Source organism: Bifidobacterium sp. LH_419 (assembly GCF_056356955.1).
This window is the reverse complement of sequence record NZ_JBKEVG010000002.1, coordinates 84,150-105,446: the sequence shown is the minus strand read 5'-3', so window position 1 is coordinate 105,446 and position 21,297 is coordinate 84,150. Positions and strand designations below refer to the sequence as shown.

Here is a 21,297-nt window from a genome sequence, read left to right as displayed (position 1 = left end):
GTCAATTCGCGTCCGTTCGCCGGGAGCCGAGCCGTGCCGGCGTGTATTCTCGTGCGCGGATACGGACGGCCATCGGATATCCGATGGCCGGTGGCCGATGACCGATATCGATGACGGAAAATGATGGAAAGGGGACGTCTGTGCTCACGGGGAATCGTCGGGACGGTGGTGCGACGAGGCGCGGAGGCGCGATGCCGACGCTCGTGACGGCCGTCGCCGCGGCGCTCGCGGTCGTGCTGGTCGTCGTGCTGGTGGTCCTGCCGCGGGTGCGCGACGCCCGGCATCCGGCGGCTCCGTCGGGCCGGACCGCGCACATGTCGCGTTCGGCCGTCCCCACGCCCGGGGATCCGACGTCGATGCGGGCGCGGCGAATCGTCGACGGCATGGATGTGGAGGAACGCGTCGGCCAGCTGGTGATGGCGCCGTTGTTCGCCGGCAGCGAGCCGTCCGCGTTGAAGGACGCGATCGCCGACCGTCACGTCGGTTCGGTGCTGCTCATCGGCAACTGGCGTTCCGGCGTGTCCGGCGTGCGTAAGGCGGTCGACGGGCTGCAATCCTATGTGGGGGACGGTTCGCGGCTGATCGTCGCCACCGATCAGGAGGGCGGCCAGGTGCAGCATCTGACCGGTTCCGGGTTCGACGCGATGCCGAGCGCGGTCGAGCAGGGCGCGATGACGTCCGACCAGCTGCGCGCGTCGGCGGCCGGTTGGGGTGGTCAGTTGGCGGCGGCCGGCGTCAACGTCGATCTCGCGCCGGTCACGGACACGGTTCCCGGCGACCGCAAGCAGAACGATCCGATCGGCGCGTTGGACCGTGATTTCGGTCTCGACGCCGCCGGCAACGCGGCGCATGCGGCGGCGTTCGTCGCGGGGATGCGCGACGCGGGCGTGCAGTCGTCGATCAAGCATTATCCGGGTCTGGGCGCGGTCAAGGGGAACACGGATTTCACGGCGGACGGCATCCTCGACACGACGACCACGGCAGACGGCGCGGAGATCGGCGCGTTCCACACGGTGATCGCGCAGGCGCGGCCGGCGATGGTGATGATGTCGCTCGCCACGTACCAGCGGATCGACGCGGATAATCCGGCCGCGTTCTCCTCCACGATCGTGGACGGCGTGCTGCGCGGCAGGCAGGGCTATGACGGCGTGGTCACGTCGGATTCGCTGTCGGCGGCCGCGGTGAGCGGCACGCCGACCGACCAGTTGGGCGTGCGGTTCGTCGAGGCGGGCGGCGATCTCGTATGCATCGGCCAGAGCGCCTATGTCACGCCGATCCTCGACGGGTTGGCGGCGAAGGCGAAGTCGGATGACGCGTTCGCGGCCAAGGTGGAGCGTTCGGCGGAGCGCGTCGTGCGGCTCAAGCTCGAGATGGGGCTGATGGACTAGCGATACAGGCCGTGCTTGCCGATGTATTGGACGACGCCGTCGGGCACGAGATACCAGACGGGCTCGTCGTGTTCGGCGCGGCGCCGCACGTCGGTGGAGCTGATCGCCAACGCGGGGATCTCCAGCGTGTCCACCTTGCCTTCGGGCAGCCTCACGCCTTCGGGCGACGAGTAGCCGGGTCGGGTGACGGCGACGAAGTGGGCGAGGTCCCACATCTTCTCCGCGTCCTTCCACTGCATGATCTCGGCGACCGCGTCCGCGCCGGTGATGAAGAACAGTTCCGCGTCGGGGCGTTGCGCGCGGATGTCGCGCAGCGTGTCGATCGTGTAGGTGACGCCCGGGCGGTCGATGTCGACGCGGCTGACGGTGAACTTCGGGTTGGAGGCGGTGGCGATCACCGTCATCAGATACCGGTCCTCGGCGTTGGTGACGTGCTTGTCGAGCTTGAACACGGGCCGTCCGGTGGGCACGAAGATCACCTCGTCGAGGTCGTACACCCACGCCACTTCGCTGGCGGCGACCAGGTGGCCGTTGTGGATCGGGTCGAACGTGCCGCCCATGATGCCGATGCGCGGCGTCGCATGCCAGTTGCCGCGCGCCGACCGGCGGACGGCCGCCCCGTGCCGCGCGGCGGCGGGGCCGGATTCGGAACCGCCGGTGCCGGGCGCGCCGGCGTTGGCCACGTTGGCGGTCGCCTCCACCGAGTCGACGGACAGGTCGGACATCCGCCGTTCGCCGGCGGTCATTCCCTCCGCATCGATGCCGGCCGTGTTCACGCGCGTCCCTCCGCCTTGCGTTCGGCCGCCTCCTCGCGCAGTTCGACGTGCTCGGCCTGCTCGGTCTCCTGTTCGATCTCCATGGCGGTGGGGCTGCCGTCCTTCGGGTCAATCTTGCCCATGTCCTCGTCCCATTCGTCCTGCACGACACGACGGATCTCCGCGAACGTGGGCAGCGGGAAGTCGGGCTGGTAGAGGCGGCGCACCTCGGCGACGCGTTCGGTCACGCGGATGAGCGTGTCGGTCATGCCGTCCACGTCGCCTTCGCGTTCGAGCGTGGAGAAACGCGCGATGTAGCTTTCCATGAGGGTCATGTGCTCGCGCACCGCGTGCAGCTGCGCGTCGTCCAGGTCCGCCACGTCCGGCGCGTGCTCGTCGGGCCAGCCGATGAGCACGGCGTCCGCGTATTCGAGCGAGGCGCGTTGGGACGCGGAGGCGATGCCGTCCTCGATCTGCACGAGGAACACGTAGCGCACGATGCTGAGGCGTTCGGCGGCGATCTTGAGCCCGCAGCGCGGGTCGTCCAGGTCGAGGTCGTCGCGCAGTTCGGTGATCGGCACGCTCATGCCGTCGTTCGCGGTCTTCTCGTCGGTCGTCTCGTTCATGTCGCTCATGCGCGCACCTGCCCCCTGCCGTATCCGATCCATTTCGTGGTGGTCATCTCCCTCAGGCCCATCGGCCCGCGCGCGTGCATCTTCTGCGTGGAGATGCCGAGTTCGGCGCCGAAGCCGAACACGCCGCCGTCGGTGAACCGCGTGGACGCGTTGACCATGACGACGGCCGAGTCGATGCGCGCGGTGAACTCTTCGACGGCCGTGTAGTCCTCGGCGACGATCGCCTCGGTATGGCCGGTGGAGTGCGCGTTGATGTGGTCGACGGCCTCGTCGAGCGAGTCGACGACCTTGATCCCCATTTCAAGCGCGAGGTACTCGGTGTCCCAGTCCTCGGCGGTCGCGTGCGTGAGCAGCCCGTCCGCCGCGGCCTGCGGCGCGGCGGCGTCGATGATCGCGTAGGCGCGTTCGTCCGCGTGGAGCGTCACGCCCGCGTCGAGCAGCGCGGCGGCCGCCACGGGAAGGAACGCCGCGGCGACGCGCTCGTGCACGAGCAGCTTCTCGGCGGCGTTGCACACGCCGACGCGCTGCGTCTTCGCGTTGATGATGATGGGGATCGCCTTGGCCGGGTCGCCGGAGGCGTCCATGTAGATGTGCACGTTGCCGGCGCCCGTCTCGATGACCGGCACCTTCGAGTTCTCGACGACGGCGCGGATGAGGCCCTTGCCTCCGCGCGGCACGAGCAGGTCGATGTGGCCGCGCGCCTCCATCATCGCGGTCGCGCCGTCGCGTCCGAAATCGTCGACGGTGGCGACGAGCGACGGGTCGAAGCCTTCCGCGCGCAGCGCGTCGCCGATCACGGCGAGCGTGGCGGCGTTCGTGCGTTCGGCCGCGTGACCGCCTCGCAGGATCGCCGCGTTGCCGGATTTGAGGCACAGGGACGCGACGTCGACGGTGACGTTCGGACGCGCCTCGTAGATCATGCCGATGACGCCGATCGGCACACGCGTCTGGGTCAGGCGCATGCCGTTGGGCAGATTGTAGCCGCGCACGATCTCGCCGACCGGATCGGGCAGGGAGGCGACGTGACGCACGCCGTCGGCGGCGGCCTTGACACGCGGGGCGTCGAAGAGCAGGCGGTCGAGCTTGCCGGCGTCCATGCCGGCCTCGCGCGACACGTCCATGTCGGCGGCGTTGGCCGTCTCGATCTCGCCGGCGCGGGCGTCGAGCGCGTCGGCGATGGCGTGCAGCAGACGGTTCTTGGCGTCCGTGTCCGCGCGCGCGAGCGCCCGCTGCGCGCGTGCGGCGGCGTCGGCGCGGACGCACACGGCATCGAAGACGGCTCCCGCGACCGCGGTTTCCTCGTTGTTCGTCATAACCACCCACCTTACCGCAACACGTGCGCAAAGTCCGGAATACGAAAAGGCTCCCCCGCCGGGCGAGGGAGCCGATATGGACCGATCAGTGGATCTGGTCGAGGTCCGGGTAGAGCGGGAAGTCCTCGACGAGCTTGTCGACGCGGGCCTTGAGGGATTCGACGTCGGCGGACGGGCCGGCGGCGAGCGCGGTGCCGATGATGTCGGCGACCTCCTCGTACTCCTTCGGTCCGAAGCCGCGGGTGGCGAGCGCGGAAGCGCCGATGCGAAGGCCGGAGGCGACGGAGGCGGGACGCGGGTCGAACGGCACGGTGTTGCGGTTGATGGTGATGCCGCACTGGGCGAGCAGGTCCTCGCCCTGCTTGCCGTCCATCTCGCTGTTGCGCAGGTCGACCATCACCAGGTGCACGTCGGTGCCGCCGGTGAGCACGCTGATGCCGTTGGCCTTGACGTCGTCGGCGAGGAGGCGCTCGGCGATGATCTTCGCGCCTTCGAGCGTGCGCTCCATGCGGTTCCTGAACTCCGGAGTGCCGGCGACCTTGAAGCTGACGGCCTTGCCGGCGACCACGTGCATGAGCGGACCGCCCTGCTGGCCGGGGAACACGGAGGAGTTGAGCTTCTTGGCGTACTCCTGCCTGGCGAGGATGAAGCCGGAACGCGGGCCGCCGAGGGTCTTGTGGGCGGTGGAGGAGACGACGTCCGCGTACGGGACGGGGCTCGGATGCAGGCCGGCGGCGACGAGGCCGGCGAAGTGGGCCATGTCGACCCAGAACTTGGCGCCGACCTCGTCGGCGATCTCCTTGATGGCCTTGAAGTCCTCGATGCGCGGGTAGGCGGACCAGCCGCCGATGATCATGGCCGGGTGGGTCTCGAGGGCGCGCTGGCGGATGATCTCCGGGTCGATGCGGAAGGTCTCCGGGTTCACGCCGTAGGCTTCGGCGTGGTAGAACTTGCCGGAGAAGTTGATCTTCATGCCGTGGGTGAGGTGGCCGCCGTGGTCGAGGGCGAGGCCGAGCACGGTGTCGCCGGGCTTGACGAGCGCCTGGTAGACGGCGGCGTTGGCCTGGGCGCCGGAGTGGGGCTGGACGTTCACGTATTCGGCGCCGAACAGCTTCTTGGCGCGTTCGCGGGCGATGGTCTCGATCTGGTCGACGAACTCGCAGCCGCCGTAGTAGCGGCGTCCCGGGTAGCCCTCGGCGTACTTGTTGGTGAGCACGGAGCCCTGGCACTGCAGCACGGCGCGCGGCACGAAGTTCTCGGAAGCGATCATCTCGAGGCCGCCCTGCTGGCGGCGGAGTTCGGAGTCAAGCAGCTCGGCGATCTCCGGATCGGCGGCGCTGATGGGCGCGTTGAATGCGTCGGTGGCCTTCTGTGCGAGGGGTGAAGCGGTCATGTGTGCTCCTTAAACGGTGTGGGTAACGACTGGTTTGCCGTTCGGGCGACGAGTGTACGGTCCGTTTGTGGCGAACCTGTTTCCGCCGTATGACGAATCTCACACCGTGGAACGCCTCCCCGCGACCCCCACCCCCGCCCGTCATGCCCATGGTGCGGCAAACCCCTCATGGTGCGGTCGCCCGAAACGGCGTGATTCCGCCGTTGTGTGGATTATGTGTGACCGCACCATGGGAGATTCGCCGCACCATGGGAGGGTCGCCGGTAGACTTGTGGATGGTTTATCGTCCCCGTTTCGCGTATGAAGGATCCGCCGTGGCCACCACATTCCATTCCACCCGTTCCACCACCGATTCGCTGACCGCCAAGCAGGCGATCCGCAAGGGCATCGCCGACGACGGCGGCCTGTTCGTCTCCGACCAGCTGGGTTCCGTGAAGGTCGAGATCGGCGATCTGGCCGGCAAGTCCTATCAGGAGATCGCGCGCCGCGTGCTGGGCGCGCTGCTGCCCGACTTCACGGCCGAGGAGCTGGGCGCGTGCATCGACGCCGCCTACGGCGACCAGTGGTCGGACGACCGCATCACGCCGTTGAAGCCGCTCGGCGACGACTTCATCCTCGAACTGTTCAACGGCCCGACCTCCGCGTTCAAGGACGTGGCCCTGCAGATCCTGCCCCGCTTCATGGCGCGCACCACGCCGGCCGGCGGCGACGCGGACGAGAGGATCATGATCCTCACCGCCACCTCCGGCGACACGGGCAAGGCGGCGCTGGCCGGCTTCGCCGACGCCCCGGGCACCGCAATCACCGTCTTCTATCCGGAGGGCAAGGTGAGCCAGGTGCAGGAGCTGCAGATGACCACGCAGACCGGCTCGAACGTGAACGTGGCCGCCGTGGAGGGCAACTTCGACGACGCGCAGTCCGCGGTCAAGCGCATCTTCGGCGACAAGGAGCTCGCCGCGAGGCTCGCCGGCGACTCGCACGTGGTGCTCTCCTCCGCGAACTCAATCAACGTGGGCCGTCTCGTGCCGCAGGTCGTCTACTACTTCTCCGCGTACGCGCAACTGCTCGAACAGCAGGTCATCAACGTGGGCGACGAGGTCGAGTTCGTCGTGCCGACCGGCAACTTCGGCGACATCCTCGCCGGCTACTACGCGAAGCTGCTCGGCCTGCCCGTCAAGCATCTCGTGGTCGCCTCCGACAAGAACAACGTGCTGTTCGACTTCCTCACCACCGGCACGTACAACCGTCAGCGCCCGTTCTTCCAGACGATCAGCCCGTCGATGGACATCCTCATCTCCTCGAACCTGGAGCGCATGCTCTACTACCTGTCCGACGGCGACACGCGCCTCATCGCCATGCTGATGAACGACCTCAAGAACTGGGGCACGTACGAGATCCCGGAGCCGCTGCTCGCCAAGATCCGCCAGCTGTTCGGCTGCGGCTGGGCGGACGAGGACCAGGTGCGCGAGATGATCGCCGACTGCTGGGAGAAGAACCGCTACGTCATCGACCCGCACACCGCGTGCGCGTACTTCGTCGCGCAGCAGATGCCGCGCGATCCGCTGACCCCGCGCGTGATCCTCGCGACCGCGAGCCCGTACAAGTTCCCGCGCGTCGTGAACGAGTCCCTCGGTTTCGACGCGACCGGCACCGATTTCGAGTGCATGGACGTGCTCGCGCATGAGACCGGCACGACCGCCCCGGCCGCGCTGCGTGGCCTTGAGACCGCCGATGTCCGCTTCGATACGGTCGTCCCGATCGACGGCATGGAGTCCTTCGTCGAGCAGGCCGCCAAGGCGCTGTGATCGCGTTTCGCAATCCCCCTCGGTAAGGAAATCCCCTTCAGCCCGTACCGGCGGCTGAGGGGGATTCTCTTACAGCAGGGCGAACACGACCGGCATGCCGATGATGACGACAAGCAGCGCGGCGATTCCCGCCCACGCTCCCGGACGCGCGAAGTTGCAGGTCCAGCCGATGCCGAAGCGTTTCGGCACGATCACGGCCGGATCGTCGCGGTTCCAGTAGATCACGCCGCCGATCCAGTATCGGTCGTCATCGCGGGGCATCGTCCCGCCGCCATCGCCGTCCCCGGCCGCATCACCGTCGTCCTCATCGAACACGCGCGCGCCGTTCTGTCCGTAGCGCACGCCCATGCCGATGGCGCCGACGACCGCGGCCACGGCGACGAGCGCCAGCAGCACGCCGACCGTTCCCGCGCCGACCACTCCGATGAGCGAGAGCTGGAAGCCAAGTCCCATCGCCGCGGCGACGAGCAGGCCGACGACGACCAGATACACGCTCCACGCCCGCGCGTACACACCGTAGGCATAGGCGCTGGATGCGGGCCGTTCCGGGTCCACCGGCCGCCGGGAACGCAACAGCACCGCATGGCAGACGACCATCACCGTGGCCATGACCAATTGCACAAGCACCGGATACCAGATCACGGCCGGCGACTTCACCGCCCATGAATCCACATGTCCGGCGAAATCCATGTGCATGGGCACGCGATCGGGCATGCGGTCGTAGCCGAGCACACCGACGAGGGTCGTGACGGCGAGCGCCACGGCCTGCAACGACTCCCAGCCGAATCCGAGAGGTTCGGGCGCGGCGGTTTCGGCAACGGCTGCCGCACGCCGGTCGCCGTCCGCCACCCATCCGCGTTCCCGTTTGACCGTCATGACCTTGCGGCGGCACGCCTGCTGCGCGACGACGGCGAGGACGGCGACGAGTACGGTCGCCATGCCGGCGGCCCACAATGCACCGGTCGCGCCGGCGAGAAGCCAGACCGCGAGCGAGACAGCGACGCATGCCGCGCCGGCCCCGACGACGGCACGCAGATATCCGGTCTTCAGCGTGCGGATGCGCGGGTCGCGGTGCGCGACGGGAGGCACGGTCACGCCGAAGACCTCACGCCGATCGGTCAGCCACGGCGTGAGCGCCATGGGGACGGCGACGAGCGACGGGAGGATGAGGACCGTCAGCAGCAGGGCAACGGTCGCGATGGTCGCGTTCATGGTGATTCTCCTTCATCCCGTCATTCGCCGTATACGCGGGCGAGTTGCGTGTGCACGAGGCCAAGGAACGACGCCGCGTCTCCCCCGCCCGCCTTGTGTTCGAGTATGAGCCGGTGGAGTTCGCCTTCGATGCGCGCGTCGCCGGGCGCGTCCGCGGCTCCGGCGCCTCGTTCGGCGACGACGGCGCCGGAGCCGCGTCGCATCGTGATATAGCCGTCGTCGCGCAGGAGCGCGTACGCCTTGTTGACCGTGTGCAGGTTGATGCCGAGGTCGACGGCGAGCGCGCGCACGGACGGCAGACGGTCGCCGGGCGCGAGTTCGTCGTTCGCGATGCCGGCGATGACGCCGCGTCGCAGCTGTTCGTAGATCGGCACGTCGCTGCGGGCGTCGATGTCGATGATCATCGGCATGCCCCCTTCCCTAAATCGTTCTGCCTGTTCCATATCAACTATAACACTTTTTGTGATCGCGGCGTTGCGCGTATGAACCACGGCGAAACGTCGACCGTCGGCACGGACCGCGACGCAACATAGCAAACATAGCAATCGACATGTTATGATGGTTGTTATGTAGAAACGTCAAAGGAGGCATGATGTGGTCGGAGGAAGAGATCGACGCGCTGCTCGAACCGCTGCGTCATGCCGACAGCGACGATCAGAGCGTCGAGGTCAAGGAGGCCGTCGGAGGATTGCCGACTTCGTTGCCCGAAACCGTCTCGGCGTTCTCCAATGGAAACGGCGGCACCATCATCCTCGGCGTTTCCGAACGCCATGGGTTCTCCTCCATCGATGGATTCGACGCCAGATCGATCGCGGACGCGATGGCGCAGATGTGCCGAGAGAAGCTGATGCCACCGGTCCGCCCGGTCATAGAAATCGCGGCATATCGCGGCTCGAAGGTGGTCGTCGCCGCCATCGACGAAATCGACCCACTGGACAAGCCTTGCTATGTACGTAACAGGGGCCGCTACAGCGGCTCGTTCATTCGTATATGGGATGGAGACAGGAAGCTCAGCCAATACGAGATCGACCGTCTGCTGGAGAACCGTGCACAGCCCACATACGACAAGGAGGTCGTCGACGAGGCCGCCGTCGACGACCTGATTCCGGATGCGCTTCAGGGCATTCTGGATTTATGCCGCAGGCAACGGCCGCGCATTTTCGGGAGAATCTCGGACGATGAGGCCTTGTGCATGCTGGGCGTCACGGGAACCGGCGCCGACGGCGGCATCCATCCCACGCTTGCGGGACTGCTCGTCGCGGGCGGCTACCCGCAGCAGTTCTTTCCGCGTCTGAACATCACGTTCACCCGGTATCAGGGGTACAGCAAGGTGTTCGCCGGTGGGGTGAAGTACATCGACAACCGGACCTTCGACGGCCCGATTCCCGAAATCCTCGAGGAGACGTTGCTCGCCGCGCGCAGGAACATGCGCATCGGCGGCGTGTTGGACGGTCCCCTGCGCAAGGACACCTTCGAGTATCCCGAAGAGGCCATACGCGAAGCGGTGGTCAACGCCGTCATGCACCGCGATTATTCGCCGATGGCCCGTGGCGGCCAGATCCAGGTCAACATGTATGCGGACCGGTTGGAGATACTCAGCCCCGGCGGACTGTACGGCGCCGTGACCACGGACACCATCGGCATGCCCGGCGCCACGTCCACCAGAAACCAGACGTTGGCCAAGCTGCTGGAGCTCACGCCGTTCCGCGGCGGGACCGTCGCGGAGAACCGGGGCACGGGATTCGAACTCATCACGGCCACCCTCACGGAGAACGGCAACGGCGCGCCCGAGATCGCCGACACCTTGACGGCGTTCCGCATGACCTTCCGATCGGCCGACACCGCCAGGCTGCCGGACAGCCGCAGGGATCGACGCTACGCCGCGCAGGGCGAACAGGCAGACGTCGACTACAGCGCCTCCGTGGGATTGGACCATGGCAAGGTGCCGAAACCCACGCATCCGAAGATCGTGCCGTTCCCCCATGGCGGCATCGACGTGCAGGACATCACCGACCGGGAGCTGTACGACCAGACCATCAAGGGCACGCCATGGCTGGAGGAACCATATGCCCGATACATGGGCATCGAACGGGATTCCCGGTCGGATGAAGGGACCGTGCCGGCCGAAGACACCGTGCCTGCGGCATCTTCAGCTATCAGCGCCGTCACGCCCATCGGCGACGACTCCGCGGCTCCACCTCACGAGGATGCCGGATACTCGCCGTTGGAGGAGGCGCTGCTGACGCTCATCGGCGAGCATGGCACCATGGCGACACCGCAGCTGGTGGAGGCGACCGGTGCCCCGCGTTCGACCGTCACCTACCAGTTGCGCAAGCTGCTGCGCTCGGGAGCCATCGAACGCACCCAGCCGGCCCGCAGCCCCAAACAGGAGTACCGTCTCAAGGCCACCTAGGCAAGCGGCACGACGACCCATGTGAATTGCCGGTTAACTCCGTCGCGCCGCACGGCGCATCGTGCCTACAATGGCGAGACGAAGGGAGCAATCATGCCTGACAACAACGCTGTTACGCTGCGCAAGACCGAACCGTCCGATTATCCGCTGTTCGCACGGTGGTGGAACAACCCGTCCGTCGCCGACGGCTGCCGGAAGACCCTGGACGAGACAGCCGACGATGAGGCGGAACGCCTGTTCCACGAATGGAGCGACGTCGACGACGACACCCGTTTCGGGCGGACGGTGCTCGACCCGTTCGGCAACCCCATCGGATTCGTCTCAGCCTGGGACGGCGGGGAACCGGACCGCAATCCCACGATGTCGGTGCTCATCGGCCCGTACTATCAGGATCGCGGCTTCGGCAACCAGGCCATGAAGCTCGGCATCACGCTGGCCGCCGAACAGCTCAAGGCGAAGAAGATCACCGTCAAGGTGTGGTCGTTCAACCTGCGCGCCCGCCACATGGTCGAATCCCTCGGGTTCGTCGAGGTCGACCGTCACGAAGGCGTCGTGGAGCGCGGCGGGCGCACGTTCGGCGAAGTGGTCTACCAGGCGCCGATCGCGCGCCTCACCGGCCGCATCACCGCCGAGGCCGCCGAGCGTGAGGAGGGCGAGAAGCTCGAGGCGCAGCGTTTCGCCGCCGAACGCCCCTCCGACCTCATGCCGGTGCGCTGAAGCCGAACCGGAACGAGTCCTTTAGCGGCGACGGGATTTGACCGGCGTCAGTCGCCGGCGTGAGTGGGAGTCACGGCCACCACGCACCGACTCCCGCTCACGCCGCGCTTGGGCGGCGGCACGAGACTTGGCGGCGCTCTCCTCCTCGAGGGAGGGCAGACCGGCGGCGGCACGACGGCCGTTCTCGCGTCGGTGGCCCCGCTCGTCCTTGCGTTCCGCGGCGATGGAGCCGGGAGCGGGGAACCAATGCAGCTGGACCAGCGTCTGGGCGAGGTTCCACAGATTGTTCGTCATCCAATAGAGCAGCACGCCGAACGGCAACGCCACGCCCGAGACCACGTAGATGGCCGGGAAGACGAACACCGTCATCCTCTGCATGCGGAACTGCGGAGAATCCATCGTATCCTTCGGCGTATTGCGGTGGATGAGCATCCATTGCATCGCGAACAACGACACACACATGACCGCGACGACCATGCCGATGACGGCGCGAGGCCCCACGGATTCGGCCGTACCGAATGTTTCGGACAGACGCACGCCGAACACCGATGACGATTCGACGCTGCCGGCAAGCACACGATCCATGGCACCGAGTGGCTCGGCCTTGCCCGACGCGATGGAGGGCAGCGACTGCAGCACGTAGTACAGGGAGCATAGGATCGGCGCCTGGATCATCGCGGGCATGCATGAGCCGAGCGGTTCGGCGCCATGCTCACGTTGCAACGCCATGAGCTCGCGTTGCAATGCCTCACGGGAACGTTGATCCCTACGTGCCGCGTATCTGCGCCTGATGCGCTGCATTTGCGGCTGGATGGCCTGCATCGCCCGCATGCCGCGCAGCTGACGGACGAACAGCGGGATCAGACATACGCGGATGACGACGACCAGGCACATGACGGACAGGCACCATGCGGGATCGGGACCGTCCGGCAGTCCGGCGGCGACGAACACGGCATGGATGAGGGTGAGTAGTTGGGCGATGACCCATTCGATGGGTCGGAACAGGGGCATGAGGGCATTCATGATGCTAAACGCTTTCCGGATAACGGTCCCGGTCCGGGTCCTGCATGGACCGGGACCGGCACGATGACGAATCTGAATATGAGAGGAACCGGCCGTGACCATGTCACGGCGTACATGAGCAAACAGAAGAGGAAAATTCAGATTCGCGGTTCGGGAAGCGTGTAACGGGCCCAACGCGGCACCCATTGCGGGCGCGCCCACGAGCGCACCTTGTCGCACAACACCGCATCGAAGCGGAAATCACGCGGCAACGGCTTGCGGCCGGCGCAGGACGCGCAGAGGGCGAGCGCATGTACGGCGACGCCTACGACCGTCGCAATCACGATGACGGCACAGGATGCGGCCAACGCGACGACGGCGAGCGCCGTACCGGACGTGTCGGACGCGAACCCGCCGGCCATGCCGATGGACAGCGTCACGACGGTCAATGTAAGCAGGACGGCGAACGACGCCGGTCGGACGACGAGACCTCCACGTGAGAACAATGCAAGCCGTGTCGCGGCGACATGCCGCGTGATCTCCTGCACCAGCACGGCGGGAATGACGACGGGCGCGAGCATCACGAGGAGCATGGCATATCCCAGCCATGTGCCAAATCTGATGCCATCCATGCCGTTGTCGCCCCCCTGACCGTATATCACGTATATCATTCGCCGTACGTTGCGGCCAGTATACGCCCTACAGGTCGCGGGGCGCGTCGTGGAAGTCGAAGAGGACGCCGTCGGCCTCGTCGCAGATCGTGGCCCAGTCCGCATCGGACGAGTCGTCGTGCATGGCCCATACGCGCATGCCCGCGGACTTCGCGGAGCGCACGGCGACGAGCAGGTCCTCGAATACCGTGCAGTCGCATGGTTCCACGCCGAGACGGGCGGCGGCGAGCAGGTAGACGTCCGGCCGGTCCTTGCCCACGTCGTTCACGTCGTCGACGGAGACGATGGCGTCGAACAGGTCGAACATGCCCACGTGCCGCAACGCCGGTTCCCTGAGACGCGGCGGCAGCGAGGTGGCGACGGCGAGCCGCACGCCGCGCGCCTTCAGGTCGCGCAGATAGCCGAGCGCGCCCGGTTTCGCCTCGACGGTGGTCGCGTAGGCGACGCGCGCCATCTCGTCCCACTCGTCCATCAATGCCTCGGGCGTGTCCTTGAGGCCGAACCGCGCGATCGTGTATTCGGCGATCTGCCGGAACTGCATCGGCGCGACCTTGGCCATGTAGTCGTCGGGCACGGCCAGCCCGCGCTTGGCGAGGAAATCGATGTCAACCTGGTCCCATACGCCCATCGAGTCGAGGAGCGTGCCGTCGAGGTCGAAGATGGCGGCCTTGCGGGATGTCCGTGATGTCATAGCGTGCTCTCCTTGAGCAGTTCGCGGGCGTGGTCGAGGGACGCCTCCGACTCGCTGCCGGAGAGCATACGGGCGACCTCGTGGACGCGCGCGGCGTCCCTCACCTCGGCCACGGTGGTGACGACGCCCAGATCGTCGTCGTCCGCGTCCGGCGGCTCCTTGGTGACGACGAACTGCGAGTCGGCCCAGCTGGCCACCTGCGCCAGGTGCGTGACGACGATGACCTGCGAGCTGCGGGCGAGACGGGCGAGACGCCTGCCGAGTTCGACCGCCGCCTTGCCGCCGACGCCCGCGTCGACCTCGTCGAAGATGAACGTCATGTCGGACGGCGCGGCACCATGCTCCCCCACTGCCGCTTCCCCCGCGTGCATGTCCGCGGCGGACAATTCGAGGGCGAGCATGAGACGGCTCAGTTCGCCGCCGGACGCGCTTTTGCCCATCGGCAGCTGCGGCGAGCCTTCGTAGGGGGTGAACAGGAACGCGATGTCGTCGCCGCCGTTCGCGTCGAGCGCGTCGTCGCCGTCACGCGGCGTGACGCGGATCTCCAGCGAGGCGCCGTCCATGGCGAGCGAGGAGAGCTCCTCGGTGACGCGCGCGGCGAGACGCCCGGCGGCCGCCTCGCGCGCCTCGCGCAGACGCGCGGCCGCCTTCGCGGCGGTCTCGTGCAGCCGGTCGCGTTCGGCCTCCAGCTCGGCGAGTTTCTCGGGCGAGGCGTCGAGGTCCTCGATGTCGAACGCGGCCTTGTCGCGCCATGCGATCACGTCCTCGATGCCCGGCCCCCAGCGGCGGGTGAGTTCGTCGAGGTCGTGGATGCGCGCGTTCAGCGTGTCGAGGTCGGCCTCGCCGACGTCCTCGCCGAGATGCCCGGACAGGGTGAAGACGATGTCCGCAAGGTCGGCGTTCACCGATTCGAGCCGGTCGGCGAGCTCGTCGAACCCGCCATCGGACACGTGGATGGCGCGCAGCGCCTGCGCCGCCTCGAGGATCCGGTCGGAGGCGCCGGGCGCTTCGGCGGGCGAGTCGGCGAGTTCCAGCTGCGACGGGTCGAGCGCGGCGAGCGCGTGGGACACGCCTTCGGCGATGTCCGCCGCGTTCTCGATGCGGTCGCGTTTCGCCTTCAGCTCCTCCAGTTCGCCCGGATGCGGGTCGACCGCGTTGATGCGGTCCACCGATTCGCGCAGGTAGTCGGCCTGCGCGCGGGCGGAGGACTCCTGCGAGCGCAGGCGTTCGAGGCGGGCGTCCATGTCGGCGAGTTCGCGCCACGCCGCATGGTAGGCGGCGAGTTCGCGACCGTCGTCGGCCGCGTGGTCGAGAAAGTCGCGTTGGCGGGAGGCGGAGGCGATCCGCAGCTGTTCGGCCTGCCCGTGGATGGTGACGAGTTCGCCGGCCACGGCGGCGAGTACGGAACGCGGCACGGTCTTGCCGCCGAGCACGGCGCGCGATCGTCCGGTGGCGCGCACGGTGCGTGCGAGGAACAGTTCGCCGTCCTCGGGTTCGACGCCGGCACGGCGGGCGATGGCGAGCACGCCGCCGGCGAGCGCCTCGTCGCCGTCCGCGTCGTCGCCGACCGTCTCGTCCGCCGTGTCGGTCGCATGGGCATCGTCCGCCGCGTCGTCGACGGCGAAGATGCCCTGCGCCCACGCTTCGGACGCGCCGACGGAGATGCGTTTCGCGTTGGCGGGGCCGCCGGAGATGAGCGACAGGGCGCTCAGCAGCATCGATTTGCCGGCGCCGGTCTCGCCGGTGATGGCGGTCATGCCGCAGGCGGGGGTGATGACGGCGGACCTGATCGGCCCCAGGTCACGCAGGGAGAGTTCCTCGAGCATCAGCGGCGCGCCTCCCCGTCGCCGTCGTGGTGGTCGTCGCGGTGGTAGTCGTGGTGGTAGTCGGAGTGGTCCGTGTACGCGGAGCGGAAATCGGCGGCGACGCCGTGCTGGGCACGGTTCGCTCCACCGGCGCCGCCCGCGCCGCCGTGCGCGGCCTGTTCGCGCCATCCGACGACGGGCAGGTCGAATTTGGTGACGAGGCGTTCGGTGAACGGCGCGCCGGAGAGGCGCGCGAGGCGCAGCGTGCCGTGCGAGGCGCGCACGTCGACGCGCGTGCCCTTCGGCAGGGCGCGCTGGCGGCGGCCGTCGCAGCAGATCCATCCGCCGGACATCGAATCGTCGAGGATGGTGATCGTGAACGTGGAGTCGGCGCCGATGACGAGCGGACGCGCGAACAGGGCGTGCGCGGCGAGCGGCACCAGCTGGAGCGCCTTCACGTTCGGCCACATGATCGGGCCGCCAGCGGAGAACGCGTAGGCGGTGGATCCGGTGGGCGTGGACACGATGACGCCGTCCGCGCCGAACGAGCTCATCTCCACGTCGTCGACGCTGATGGACAGTTCGACCATCTTGCCGCGGTCGGCGCGTTCCAGCGTGATGTCGTTCAACGCCCAGTTCTCGATGGGCGTCGACGCGCCCGGCAGCCACACGTCCACGTGGGCGATCATGCGCTCGTCGATCGAATAGTCGCGGGTGGCGATGCGTCGGATCGCCTCGTCCATCTGGAAGCTTTCGAACTCGGCGAGGAACCCGACGTGCCCCATGTTGACGCCGAGGATCGGCGTGCTCGTGCACCGCACGAGTTCGGCGGCGCGCAGGATCGTGCCGTCGCCGCCCAGCACGACGACGATCTCCGTGTCGTCGCCGACGACGGGCGGCTGCACGTCGAACGCGGGAGGCTCGAGATTGTCGATGATGGAGACGTCGAATCCGGCGTCGCGCAGCCTGCCCACCACGTCGGACACGACGGTGCCGCTCTGCCTGAGCCGCGTGTGGGTCACCACCACAGCATGACGAACACCGGTCATCGACTCCCCCTTGGATGGACGGAACAGTACAACTGCCACCCATCCTAACCGAATCGAACGGATGTCGGAAACCCCGTTCCCGAACGCCGGCACGCGCGGTTTCTCGACATGCACGCCTACAATGGCCTCACATACGCCGGCGCACGCCGGGAGCACCATGAGACAGACACCACGGACGGACAAGGAGGGGCGAGGGTACATGGCGGATCCCGTCTTCGACCAATCCTCCTCCAACCGGGAGGCCTCGCGCGGCTACGCGTGGTGGTTCTCCGGCAACACGTTCGCGCAGGCGGCGGACGGCGACGGACGCCCGCCGCGCAAACGCACCATCGTCCAGCATCTGGTCTCCCACCCCGGACGCCTGACCATCATCTACTTCATCATCCTGGTCGTCGCCTCGACGACCATGCTCCTCATCCCGCCGTCCACGCCGGAGGGCGAGACGACCACGTTCTCGACGGCGATGTTCACCGCCGTATCCGCGCTGTCCACGTGCGGCATCTCGATCGTCAGCTCGACCACGCACTGGACGACGTTCGGGCAGGCGGTGCTGCTCGTCTCCGTGCAGCTGGGCGGCATCGGCGTGATGACGTTCGCCTCGCTCATCACGCTCGCCATCAACCATCACATGAAGTCGACGCAGCGTCTGCTCACGGCGAGCGAGCTGGGCACGTCGAAGCTCAGCGAGATCCGCGGCGTCCTCACCGTCGTCATCGGCACGACGATGTTCATCGAGTCCGTGACGTTCATCGCCCTGTTCCCCGGCCTGCTCAAGGTCAACGGGGGCGACTGGCGCAAATCCCTGTGGGAGTCGCTGTTCTTCGCGGTCATGTCGTACAACAACGCGGGCTTCACGCCGGACACGGCGGGCCTGCACGTCAACAGCTGGGGCGTGGGCCTGCCGATCATGCTCTCCGCGTTCCTCGGCACGCTCGGCTTCCCCGTGATCCTCAACCTGCTCAAATGCGCGCGCGGGCACGTGCCGCCGAAACGCTGGAGCCTGCACACGAAGATCACCCTCTCCGTCACGTTCATCATCGTCGCCATGTCGCTCACCTGGTTCCTGCTCGTCGAATGGGACAACCCGTTCCTGTTCAGGGACGCCGACTTCAACACGCGCATGCGCTACGCGATGGTCGCCGCCGTCATGCCGCGCAGCTCCGGATTCGACCTGTCGTGGGTGCCGCAGGTGAGCGAGCCGACGAAGGTGTTCATGAGCGTGATCATGTTCATCGGCGGCGGCAGCACGTCGACGGCCGGCGGCATCCGCGTGACCACGTTCGCGGTGATCCTGCTCATCTGCAAGGCCTCGTTCACCGGCCACAAGGACATCAACACGTTCCACCACCGCATCCACACGAACGTGGCGATGACGGCGGTGAGCATCACCAGCACCTGCCTGCTGCTCGTGCTCGTCTCGTCCCTGTCGCTCATGCTCGTCTCCGGCTCGTCGCTGACGAACGCGCTGTTCGACTCCTGTTCGGCGTTCGGCCTCGGCGGCTACACGGTGGGCGTGGCGCGCGAGGACAATCCGGCCGCGTTGGCGATCCTCGCGGCGACGATGGTCGTGGGCCGGCTCGGGCCGATGACGATCGCCTATTCGATCAGCCGCCCCCGTTCGCTGGAGGCGGTGCGCTACCCGACCGAACCGATCGTGGTCGGCTGAATCCCCGCATTATCGCGACATCTCGCAACACACGGAAAGGACTGCAAGGCAATGGCGAAATCAGGCAAGAGCGTGCTGGTCGTGGGATTGGGCCGTTTCGGCAGCGCCGTGGCCATGACCCTCGACGCGATGGGCCAGGACGTGCTCGCCGTCGACAAGGACCCCGACCTGGTGGCCCGCTGGTCCGCGCACGTGCCGGTCGTCCAGGCGGACATGACCGACGTGCTCGCCATCGAGCAGATCGACGCCTCCCAGTTCGATACGGCGGTCGTCGCCATCGGCGACAGCGTCGAGGCGTCGGTCATCACGACCGGCAACCTGCTGGATGCGGGCGTGACCGACCTGTGGGCGAAGTCGGTGTCCGTGCAGCATGCGCGCATCCTGCAGCGCATCGGCGCGCGGCACATCATCAACGCGGAGACGGACGCGGGCAAGCGCGTAGGACATCTGGTGAGCGGCAACTATCTGGACTACATCGAGATCGAGGGCGCGCACACGGTAGTGAAGATCCATACGCCCTCGCACGCGGTGGGCCATTCCATCGAGGACGCGCAGGTGCATGAGCGCTATGGCATCACCGTGGTCGGCATCAAATCGCCGGGCAAGGAGTTCCAGTACGGTTCGAAGGAGCTCATCATGCACCGCAACGACGAGCTGGTCATCATGGGCAAGGAGGACCAGATCGACCGCTTCATCCACGCCGGCAACCGCTGATCGCCCTCAGGCGCGCGCATAGAGAAGGTATTCGGCGTTGCCGTGGGTGCCTTCGATGGGGCTCGGGGCGGTGGCGACGACCTTCAGGCCGTGTTCGCGTGCGCATGCGGTCACGTCGTCCAACGCCTTCTCGCGCAACGATGCGTCGACGACGATGCCGTGGCGGTCGAGCCCCGCACGCCCCACTTCGAATTGGGGTTTGACGAGCAGCACGATGTGCGCGCCGGGCGCGGCGATCCGCGCGATCACGGGAATCACGTAGGTCAGGGAGATGAAGGAGACGTCGGAGACGATCATCGCCGGGGCGTACGGCAGCCCGTCGGCCGTGACGTCGCGGATGTTGACGCCGCTCATCTCGATGACATGCGGGTCGTTCGCGACGCGCGGGTCGAGCTGGCCGTGGCCGACGTCGAGCGCGACGACCCGTCGCGCGCCGCGGCGCAGCAGCACCTGCGTGAACCCACCGGTGGACGCGCCGATGTCGAGGCAGTCGAGGTCCGCCGGCTCGGGCAGTCCGTGCGCGGAGAACACGTCGAACGCGCCGACGAGCTTGTACGCGCCGCGCGAGACGTAGTCGTCGCCCTTGTCGACGACGATGCGCGTGTGCGCGGCGTCGCCGATCGCGTAGGCGGGCTTGGTCACGACCTTCCCGTTGACGGTGACATGCCCGCCTTTGATGAGCCGCTGCGCCTTGGAGCGCGAGTCGACCACTCCCCCGGCGACGAGCCACAGGTCGAGACGGTCGGGCATGTCGATCGGCTCGTCATCGGCCTCGTACGAGGTGATGCCGTCGTTCGTCATTCTCGTTCCCTCCCGTTCCATGGCTGGTGCGCCGGTGTGGTGAGTCGGTGTCAGTCGCCAATCGCGTCGAGTTCGCGTTTCAGCTCGTCGAGCAGGCCATGCAACGCGGCGATGCGCCCGTCGTCGTCCATCTGGTCGAAGCCGGGCAGCACGTCGGCGATGTCGCCGGTGGGCGGCGTGGCCGGGGCGTCGTTCGCGACGCCGTTCACGGTATCGCCGTCGCTCACAGCGTGAACTCCGGCAGCGTGATCGCGGTCATGTCGATGCCGGCGTCGGCGGCCTGCCACGCCGCGCAAATCGCGGCGCGCAGCGCGTCCACGCTCGACGCGTCGGAGACGGCGAGCGTGCCGGCGGCCGCGTCCAGCGTGGCCTCGGCGTCGCCGCACGTCCACCGTCCGTCGCCGTGGTCGCACGGTTCGGGCATGGTCTCGCCGAGCGCGCGCAGGTCCGGCGCCACGTAGGTGGGGCGCAGGTACGCGGGCGCGAGCATCAGCTCATGCGGGTTCGTGACGCCGGTCAGCACGGCGAGGGAGTCGTAGCCGCCCCGGTTGCCCGCCTCGATGTCGGTGTCGAGCCGGTCGCCGATGGCGATGGACTCGTCCTTCGGGACGAGCGCCTGGCCGCCGGACGCGTTGAGTTCACGCGCCTCGTCGTACATGTACGATTCGGGTTTGCCCGCGGAGGCGACCGGTTCGACGCCGGTGGCGGCGATGACCGCGCGGATCATCGAGCCGCAGCCGGGCGCGATGCCGAGCTCGCGCGGGATGGTCAGATCGCGGTTGGTCACGAAGTACGTGGCGCCGGCTTCGACGGCGAACGCGGCGTTCGCCATCATCTGCCAGGTCATCTCCGGGAACCAGCCTTGGATGACGGCCGCGGGCTCGGTGGTCGGATCGTCGGTGACGACGAGTCCGGCGCGCGTGACCTCCTCGCGCAGATGCTCCGCGCCGACGACGAGCACGGTGGAGCCGGCGGGCACGGCCTTGGCGACCATGCGGGCGGCCACCACCGAGGAGGTGATGACCTGCCAGGGTTCGACGTCGAGATCGAAGCCCTTCAACTGGTCGGCGACGACGTGCTGGAAACGCGACGAGTTGTTCGTCGTGTATTCGATGGTCATGCCGGCGGCCTCGGCGGCGCGGATGGACGCCGCGGCGTGCTCCACCGGGTTCTTGCCCCGGTAGACCACGCCGTCGAGGTCGAGCAGCGCGAGCTTGTAGGCTTCTGCGATCGGAGCCGTGGTGCCTTTGAGGAATCGCGTCATGCG

20 protein-coding genes are annotated in these 21,297 nt (G+C 67.6%); 6 read left to right on the top strand and 14 right to left on the bottom strand.

From position 1 onward, the window contains the following. Nucleotides 1–191: 191 nt before the first annotated feature. Nucleotides 192–1,388: a glycoside hydrolase family 3 N-terminal domain-containing protein gene (locus tag AC1AYX_RS03045; protein WP_476502124.1), complete on the top strand. Its 1,197-nt coding sequence runs from the start codon at nucleotides 192–194 to the stop codon at nucleotides 1,386–1,388. Here the strand turns inward: AC1AYX_RS03045 and nadD are convergent. From nadD to glyA, 4 genes are all read right to left on the bottom strand, one after another. Next, nucleotides 1,385–2,134, bottom strand: coding sequence for a nicotinate-nucleotide adenylyltransferase (gene nadD / locus AC1AYX_RS03040; protein ID WP_476502203.1), 750 nt, complete (start codon nucleotides 2,132–2,134; stop codon nucleotides 1,385–1,387). The genes AC1AYX_RS03045 and nadD overlap by 4 nt on opposite strands. A gap of 26 nt (nucleotides 2,135–2,160) precedes the next feature. Beyond that, nucleotides 2,161–2,769 carry a phosphoribosylglycinamide synthetase gene (locus AC1AYX_RS03035; protein WP_476502202.1) on the bottom strand — a complete coding sequence of 203 codons (609 nt, stop codon included), beginning with the start codon at nucleotides 2,767–2,769 and terminating at the stop codon, nucleotides 2,161–2,163. Nucleotides 2,770–2,774: 5 nt separating this feature from the next. After that, nucleotides 2,775–4,091 carry a glutamate-5-semialdehyde dehydrogenase gene (locus AC1AYX_RS03030; RefSeq protein ID WP_476502123.1) on the bottom strand — a complete coding sequence of 439 codons (1,317 nt, stop codon included), beginning with the start codon at nucleotides 4,089–4,091 and terminating at the stop codon, nucleotides 2,775–2,777. 85 nt (nucleotides 4,092–4,176) lie between these two features. Next, entirely contained in the window at nucleotides 4,177–5,484 is a 1,308-nt protein-coding gene (glyA, locus tag AC1AYX_RS03025) for a serine hydroxymethyltransferase (RefSeq protein WP_476502122.1), read from the bottom strand. Between the two features lie 314 nt (nucleotides 5,485–5,798). Between glyA and thrC the strand changes: the two genes are divergently transcribed. Then, nucleotides 5,799–7,289, top strand: a complete 1,491-nt coding sequence (gene thrC, locus AC1AYX_RS03020; RefSeq protein ID WP_476502121.1) for a threonine synthase — start codon at nucleotides 5,799–5,801, stop codon at nucleotides 7,287–7,289. 69 nt (nucleotides 7,290–7,358) lie between these two features. On the opposite strand, the gene AC1AYX_RS03015 is transcribed toward thrC, so the two are convergent. Beyond that, the gene (locus AC1AYX_RS03015; protein WP_476502120.1) at nucleotides 7,359–8,501 is read right to left on the bottom strand and encodes a DUF1648 domain-containing protein; all 1,143 of its coding nucleotides are present in this window, start codon (nucleotides 8,499–8,501) and stop codon (nucleotides 7,359–7,361) included. 20 nt (nucleotides 8,502–8,521) lie between these two features. Further along, entirely contained in the window at nucleotides 8,522–8,911 is a 390-nt protein-coding gene (locus AC1AYX_RS03010; protein ID WP_476502119.1) for a GntR family transcriptional regulator, read from the bottom strand. Between the two features lie 179 nt (nucleotides 8,912–9,090). Here AC1AYX_RS03010 and AC1AYX_RS03005 point away from each other — a divergent pair, with 179 nt between their 5' ends. Continuing rightward, nucleotides 9,091–10,914 carry an ATP-binding protein gene (locus tag AC1AYX_RS03005; protein WP_476502118.1) on the top strand — a complete coding sequence of 608 codons (1,824 nt, stop codon included), beginning with the start codon at nucleotides 9,091–9,093 and terminating at the stop codon, nucleotides 10,912–10,914. A 93-nt stretch (nucleotides 10,915–11,007) separates the two neighbouring features. After that, complete coding sequence (locus AC1AYX_RS03000; protein WP_476502117.1) at nucleotides 11,008–11,631, top strand: GNAT family N-acetyltransferase; 624 nt, start codon at nucleotides 11,008–11,010, stop codon at nucleotides 11,629–11,631. Nucleotides 11,632–11,652: 21 nt separating this feature from the next. Here the strand turns inward: AC1AYX_RS03000 and yidC are convergent, their stop codons facing one another. The 5 genes from yidC to AC1AYX_RS02975 all read right to left on the bottom strand — a co-directional run bounded on the left by yidC (nucleotide 11,653) and on the right by AC1AYX_RS02975 (nucleotide 16,849). After that, a complete protein-coding gene (yidC, locus tag AC1AYX_RS02995; protein WP_476502116.1) occupies nucleotides 11,653–12,642 on the bottom strand; it encodes a membrane protein insertase YidC in 990 nt (329 codons plus the stop codon). 149 nt (nucleotides 12,643–12,791) lie between these two features. Continuing rightward, on the bottom strand, nucleotides 12,792–13,226 hold the full coding sequence (locus tag AC1AYX_RS02990; protein ID WP_476502115.1) for a hypothetical protein: 435 nt from the start codon (nucleotides 13,224–13,226) through the stop codon (nucleotides 12,792–12,794). 106 nt (nucleotides 13,227–13,332) lie between these two features. Continuing rightward, entirely contained in the window at nucleotides 13,333–13,995 is a 663-nt protein-coding gene (locus tag AC1AYX_RS02985) for an HAD family hydrolase (RefSeq protein ID WP_476502114.1), read from the bottom strand. After that, nucleotides 13,992–15,821, bottom strand: coding sequence for a DNA repair protein RecN (locus AC1AYX_RS02980; RefSeq protein ID WP_476502113.1), 1,830 nt, complete (start codon nucleotides 15,819–15,821; stop codon nucleotides 13,992–13,994). Before AC1AYX_RS02980 ends, AC1AYX_RS02985 begins: the two co-directional genes overlap by 4 nt. Next, entirely contained in the window at nucleotides 15,821–16,849 is a 1,029-nt protein-coding gene (locus tag AC1AYX_RS02975; RefSeq protein ID WP_476502112.1) for an NAD kinase, read from the bottom strand. The genes AC1AYX_RS02980 and AC1AYX_RS02975 overlap by 1 nt, the downstream gene beginning before the upstream one ends. Before the next feature lie 199 nt (nucleotides 16,850–17,048). Between AC1AYX_RS02975 and AC1AYX_RS02970 the strand changes: the two genes are divergently transcribed. Both AC1AYX_RS02970 and AC1AYX_RS02965 read left to right on the top strand, forming a co-directional pair. Continuing rightward, complete coding sequence (locus AC1AYX_RS02970) at nucleotides 17,049–18,515, top strand: potassium transporter TrkG (RefSeq protein WP_476502111.1); 1,467 nt, start codon at nucleotides 17,049–17,051, stop codon at nucleotides 18,513–18,515. 51 nt (nucleotides 18,516–18,566) lie between these two features. Next, a complete protein-coding gene (locus AC1AYX_RS02965; RefSeq protein WP_476502110.1) occupies nucleotides 18,567–19,229 on the top strand; it encodes a potassium channel family protein in 663 nt (220 codons plus the stop codon). Between the two features lie 6 nt (nucleotides 19,230–19,235). Here the strand turns inward: AC1AYX_RS02965 and AC1AYX_RS02960 are convergent, their stop codons facing one another. Genes AC1AYX_RS02960 through AC1AYX_RS02950 form a run of 3 tightly spaced genes read right to left on the bottom strand, consistent with a single transcriptional unit; the run spans nucleotide 19,236 to nucleotide 21,294 of the window. Then, entirely contained in the window at nucleotides 19,236–20,030 is a 795-nt protein-coding gene (locus AC1AYX_RS02960) for a TlyA family RNA methyltransferase (RefSeq protein WP_476502109.1), read from the bottom strand. 50 nt (nucleotides 20,031–20,080) lie between these two features. After that, the gene (locus AC1AYX_RS02955; RefSeq protein ID WP_476502108.1) at nucleotides 20,081–20,257 is read right to left on the bottom strand and encodes a hypothetical protein; all 177 of its coding nucleotides are present in this window, start codon (nucleotides 20,255–20,257) and stop codon (nucleotides 20,081–20,083) included. After that, nucleotides 20,254–21,294, bottom strand: a complete 1,041-nt coding sequence (locus tag AC1AYX_RS02950) for an HAD-IIA family hydrolase (RefSeq protein WP_476502201.1) — start codon at nucleotides 21,292–21,294, stop codon at nucleotides 20,254–20,256. Before AC1AYX_RS02950 ends, AC1AYX_RS02955 begins: the two co-directional genes overlap by 4 nt. Nucleotides 21,295–21,297 lie beyond the last annotated feature (3 nt).

Coding starts and splice junctions, on each gene's coding strand:
- AC1AYX_RS03030 (WP_476502123.1), bottom strand. CDS start 4,091: ATGACGAACAACGAGGAAACCGCGGTCGCGGGAGCCGTCTTCGATGCC.
- yidC (WP_476502116.1), bottom strand. CDS start 12,642: ATGCCCCTGTTCCGACCCATCGAATGGGTCATCGCCCAACTACTCACC.
- AC1AYX_RS02965 (WP_476502110.1), top strand. CDS start 18,567: ATGGCGAAATCAGGCAAGAGCGTGCTGGTCGTGGGATTGGGCCGTTTC.
- AC1AYX_RS02985 (WP_476502114.1), bottom strand. CDS start 13,995: ATGACATCACGGACATCCCGCAAGGCCGCCATCTTCGACCTCGACGGC.
- AC1AYX_RS02990 (WP_476502115.1), bottom strand. CDS start 13,226: ATGCTCCTCGTGATGCTCGCGCCCGTCGTCATTCCCGCCGTGCTGGTG.
- AC1AYX_RS03000 (WP_476502117.1), top strand. CDS start 11,008: ATGCCTGACAACAACGCTGTTACGCTGCGCAAGACCGAACCGTCCGAT.
- AC1AYX_RS02980 (WP_476502113.1), bottom strand. CDS start 15,821: ATGCTCGAGGAACTCTCCCTGCGTGACCTGGGGCCGATCAGGTCCGCC.
- AC1AYX_RS03015 (WP_476502120.1), bottom strand. CDS start 8,501: ATGAACGCGACCATCGCGACCGTTGCCCTGCTGCTGACGGTCCTCATC.
- AC1AYX_RS03005 (WP_476502118.1), top strand. CDS start 9,091: ATGATGTGGTCGGAGGAAGAGATCGACGCGCTGCTCGAACCGCTGCGT.
- glyA (WP_476502122.1), bottom strand. CDS start 5,484: ATGACCGCTTCACCCCTCGCACAGAAGGCCACCGACGCATTCAACGCG.
- AC1AYX_RS02950 (WP_476502201.1), bottom strand. CDS start 21,294: ATGACGCGATTCCTCAAAGGCACCACGGCTCCGATCGCAGAAGCCTAC.
- AC1AYX_RS02975 (WP_476502112.1), bottom strand. CDS start 16,849: ATGACCGGTGTTCGTCATGCTGTGGTGGTGACCCACACGCGGCTCAGG.
- AC1AYX_RS02970 (WP_476502111.1), top strand. CDS start 17,049: ATGGCGGATCCCGTCTTCGACCAATCCTCCTCCAACCGGGAGGCCTCG.
- AC1AYX_RS03045 (WP_476502124.1), top strand. CDS start 192: ATGCCGACGCTCGTGACGGCCGTCGCCGCGGCGCTCGCGGTCGTGCTG.
- AC1AYX_RS03035 (WP_476502202.1), bottom strand. CDS start 2,769: ATGAACGAGACGACCGACGAGAAGACCGCGAACGACGGCATGAGCGTG.
- AC1AYX_RS03010 (WP_476502119.1), bottom strand. CDS start 8,911: ATGCCGATGATCATCGACATCGACGCCCGCAGCGACGTGCCGATCTAC.
- nadD (WP_476502203.1), bottom strand. CDS start 2,134: ATGACCGCCGGCGAACGGCGGATGTCCGACCTGTCCGTCGACTCGGTG.
- AC1AYX_RS02960 (WP_476502109.1), bottom strand. CDS start 20,030: ATGACGAACGACGGCATCACCTCGTACGAGGCCGATGACGAGCCGATC.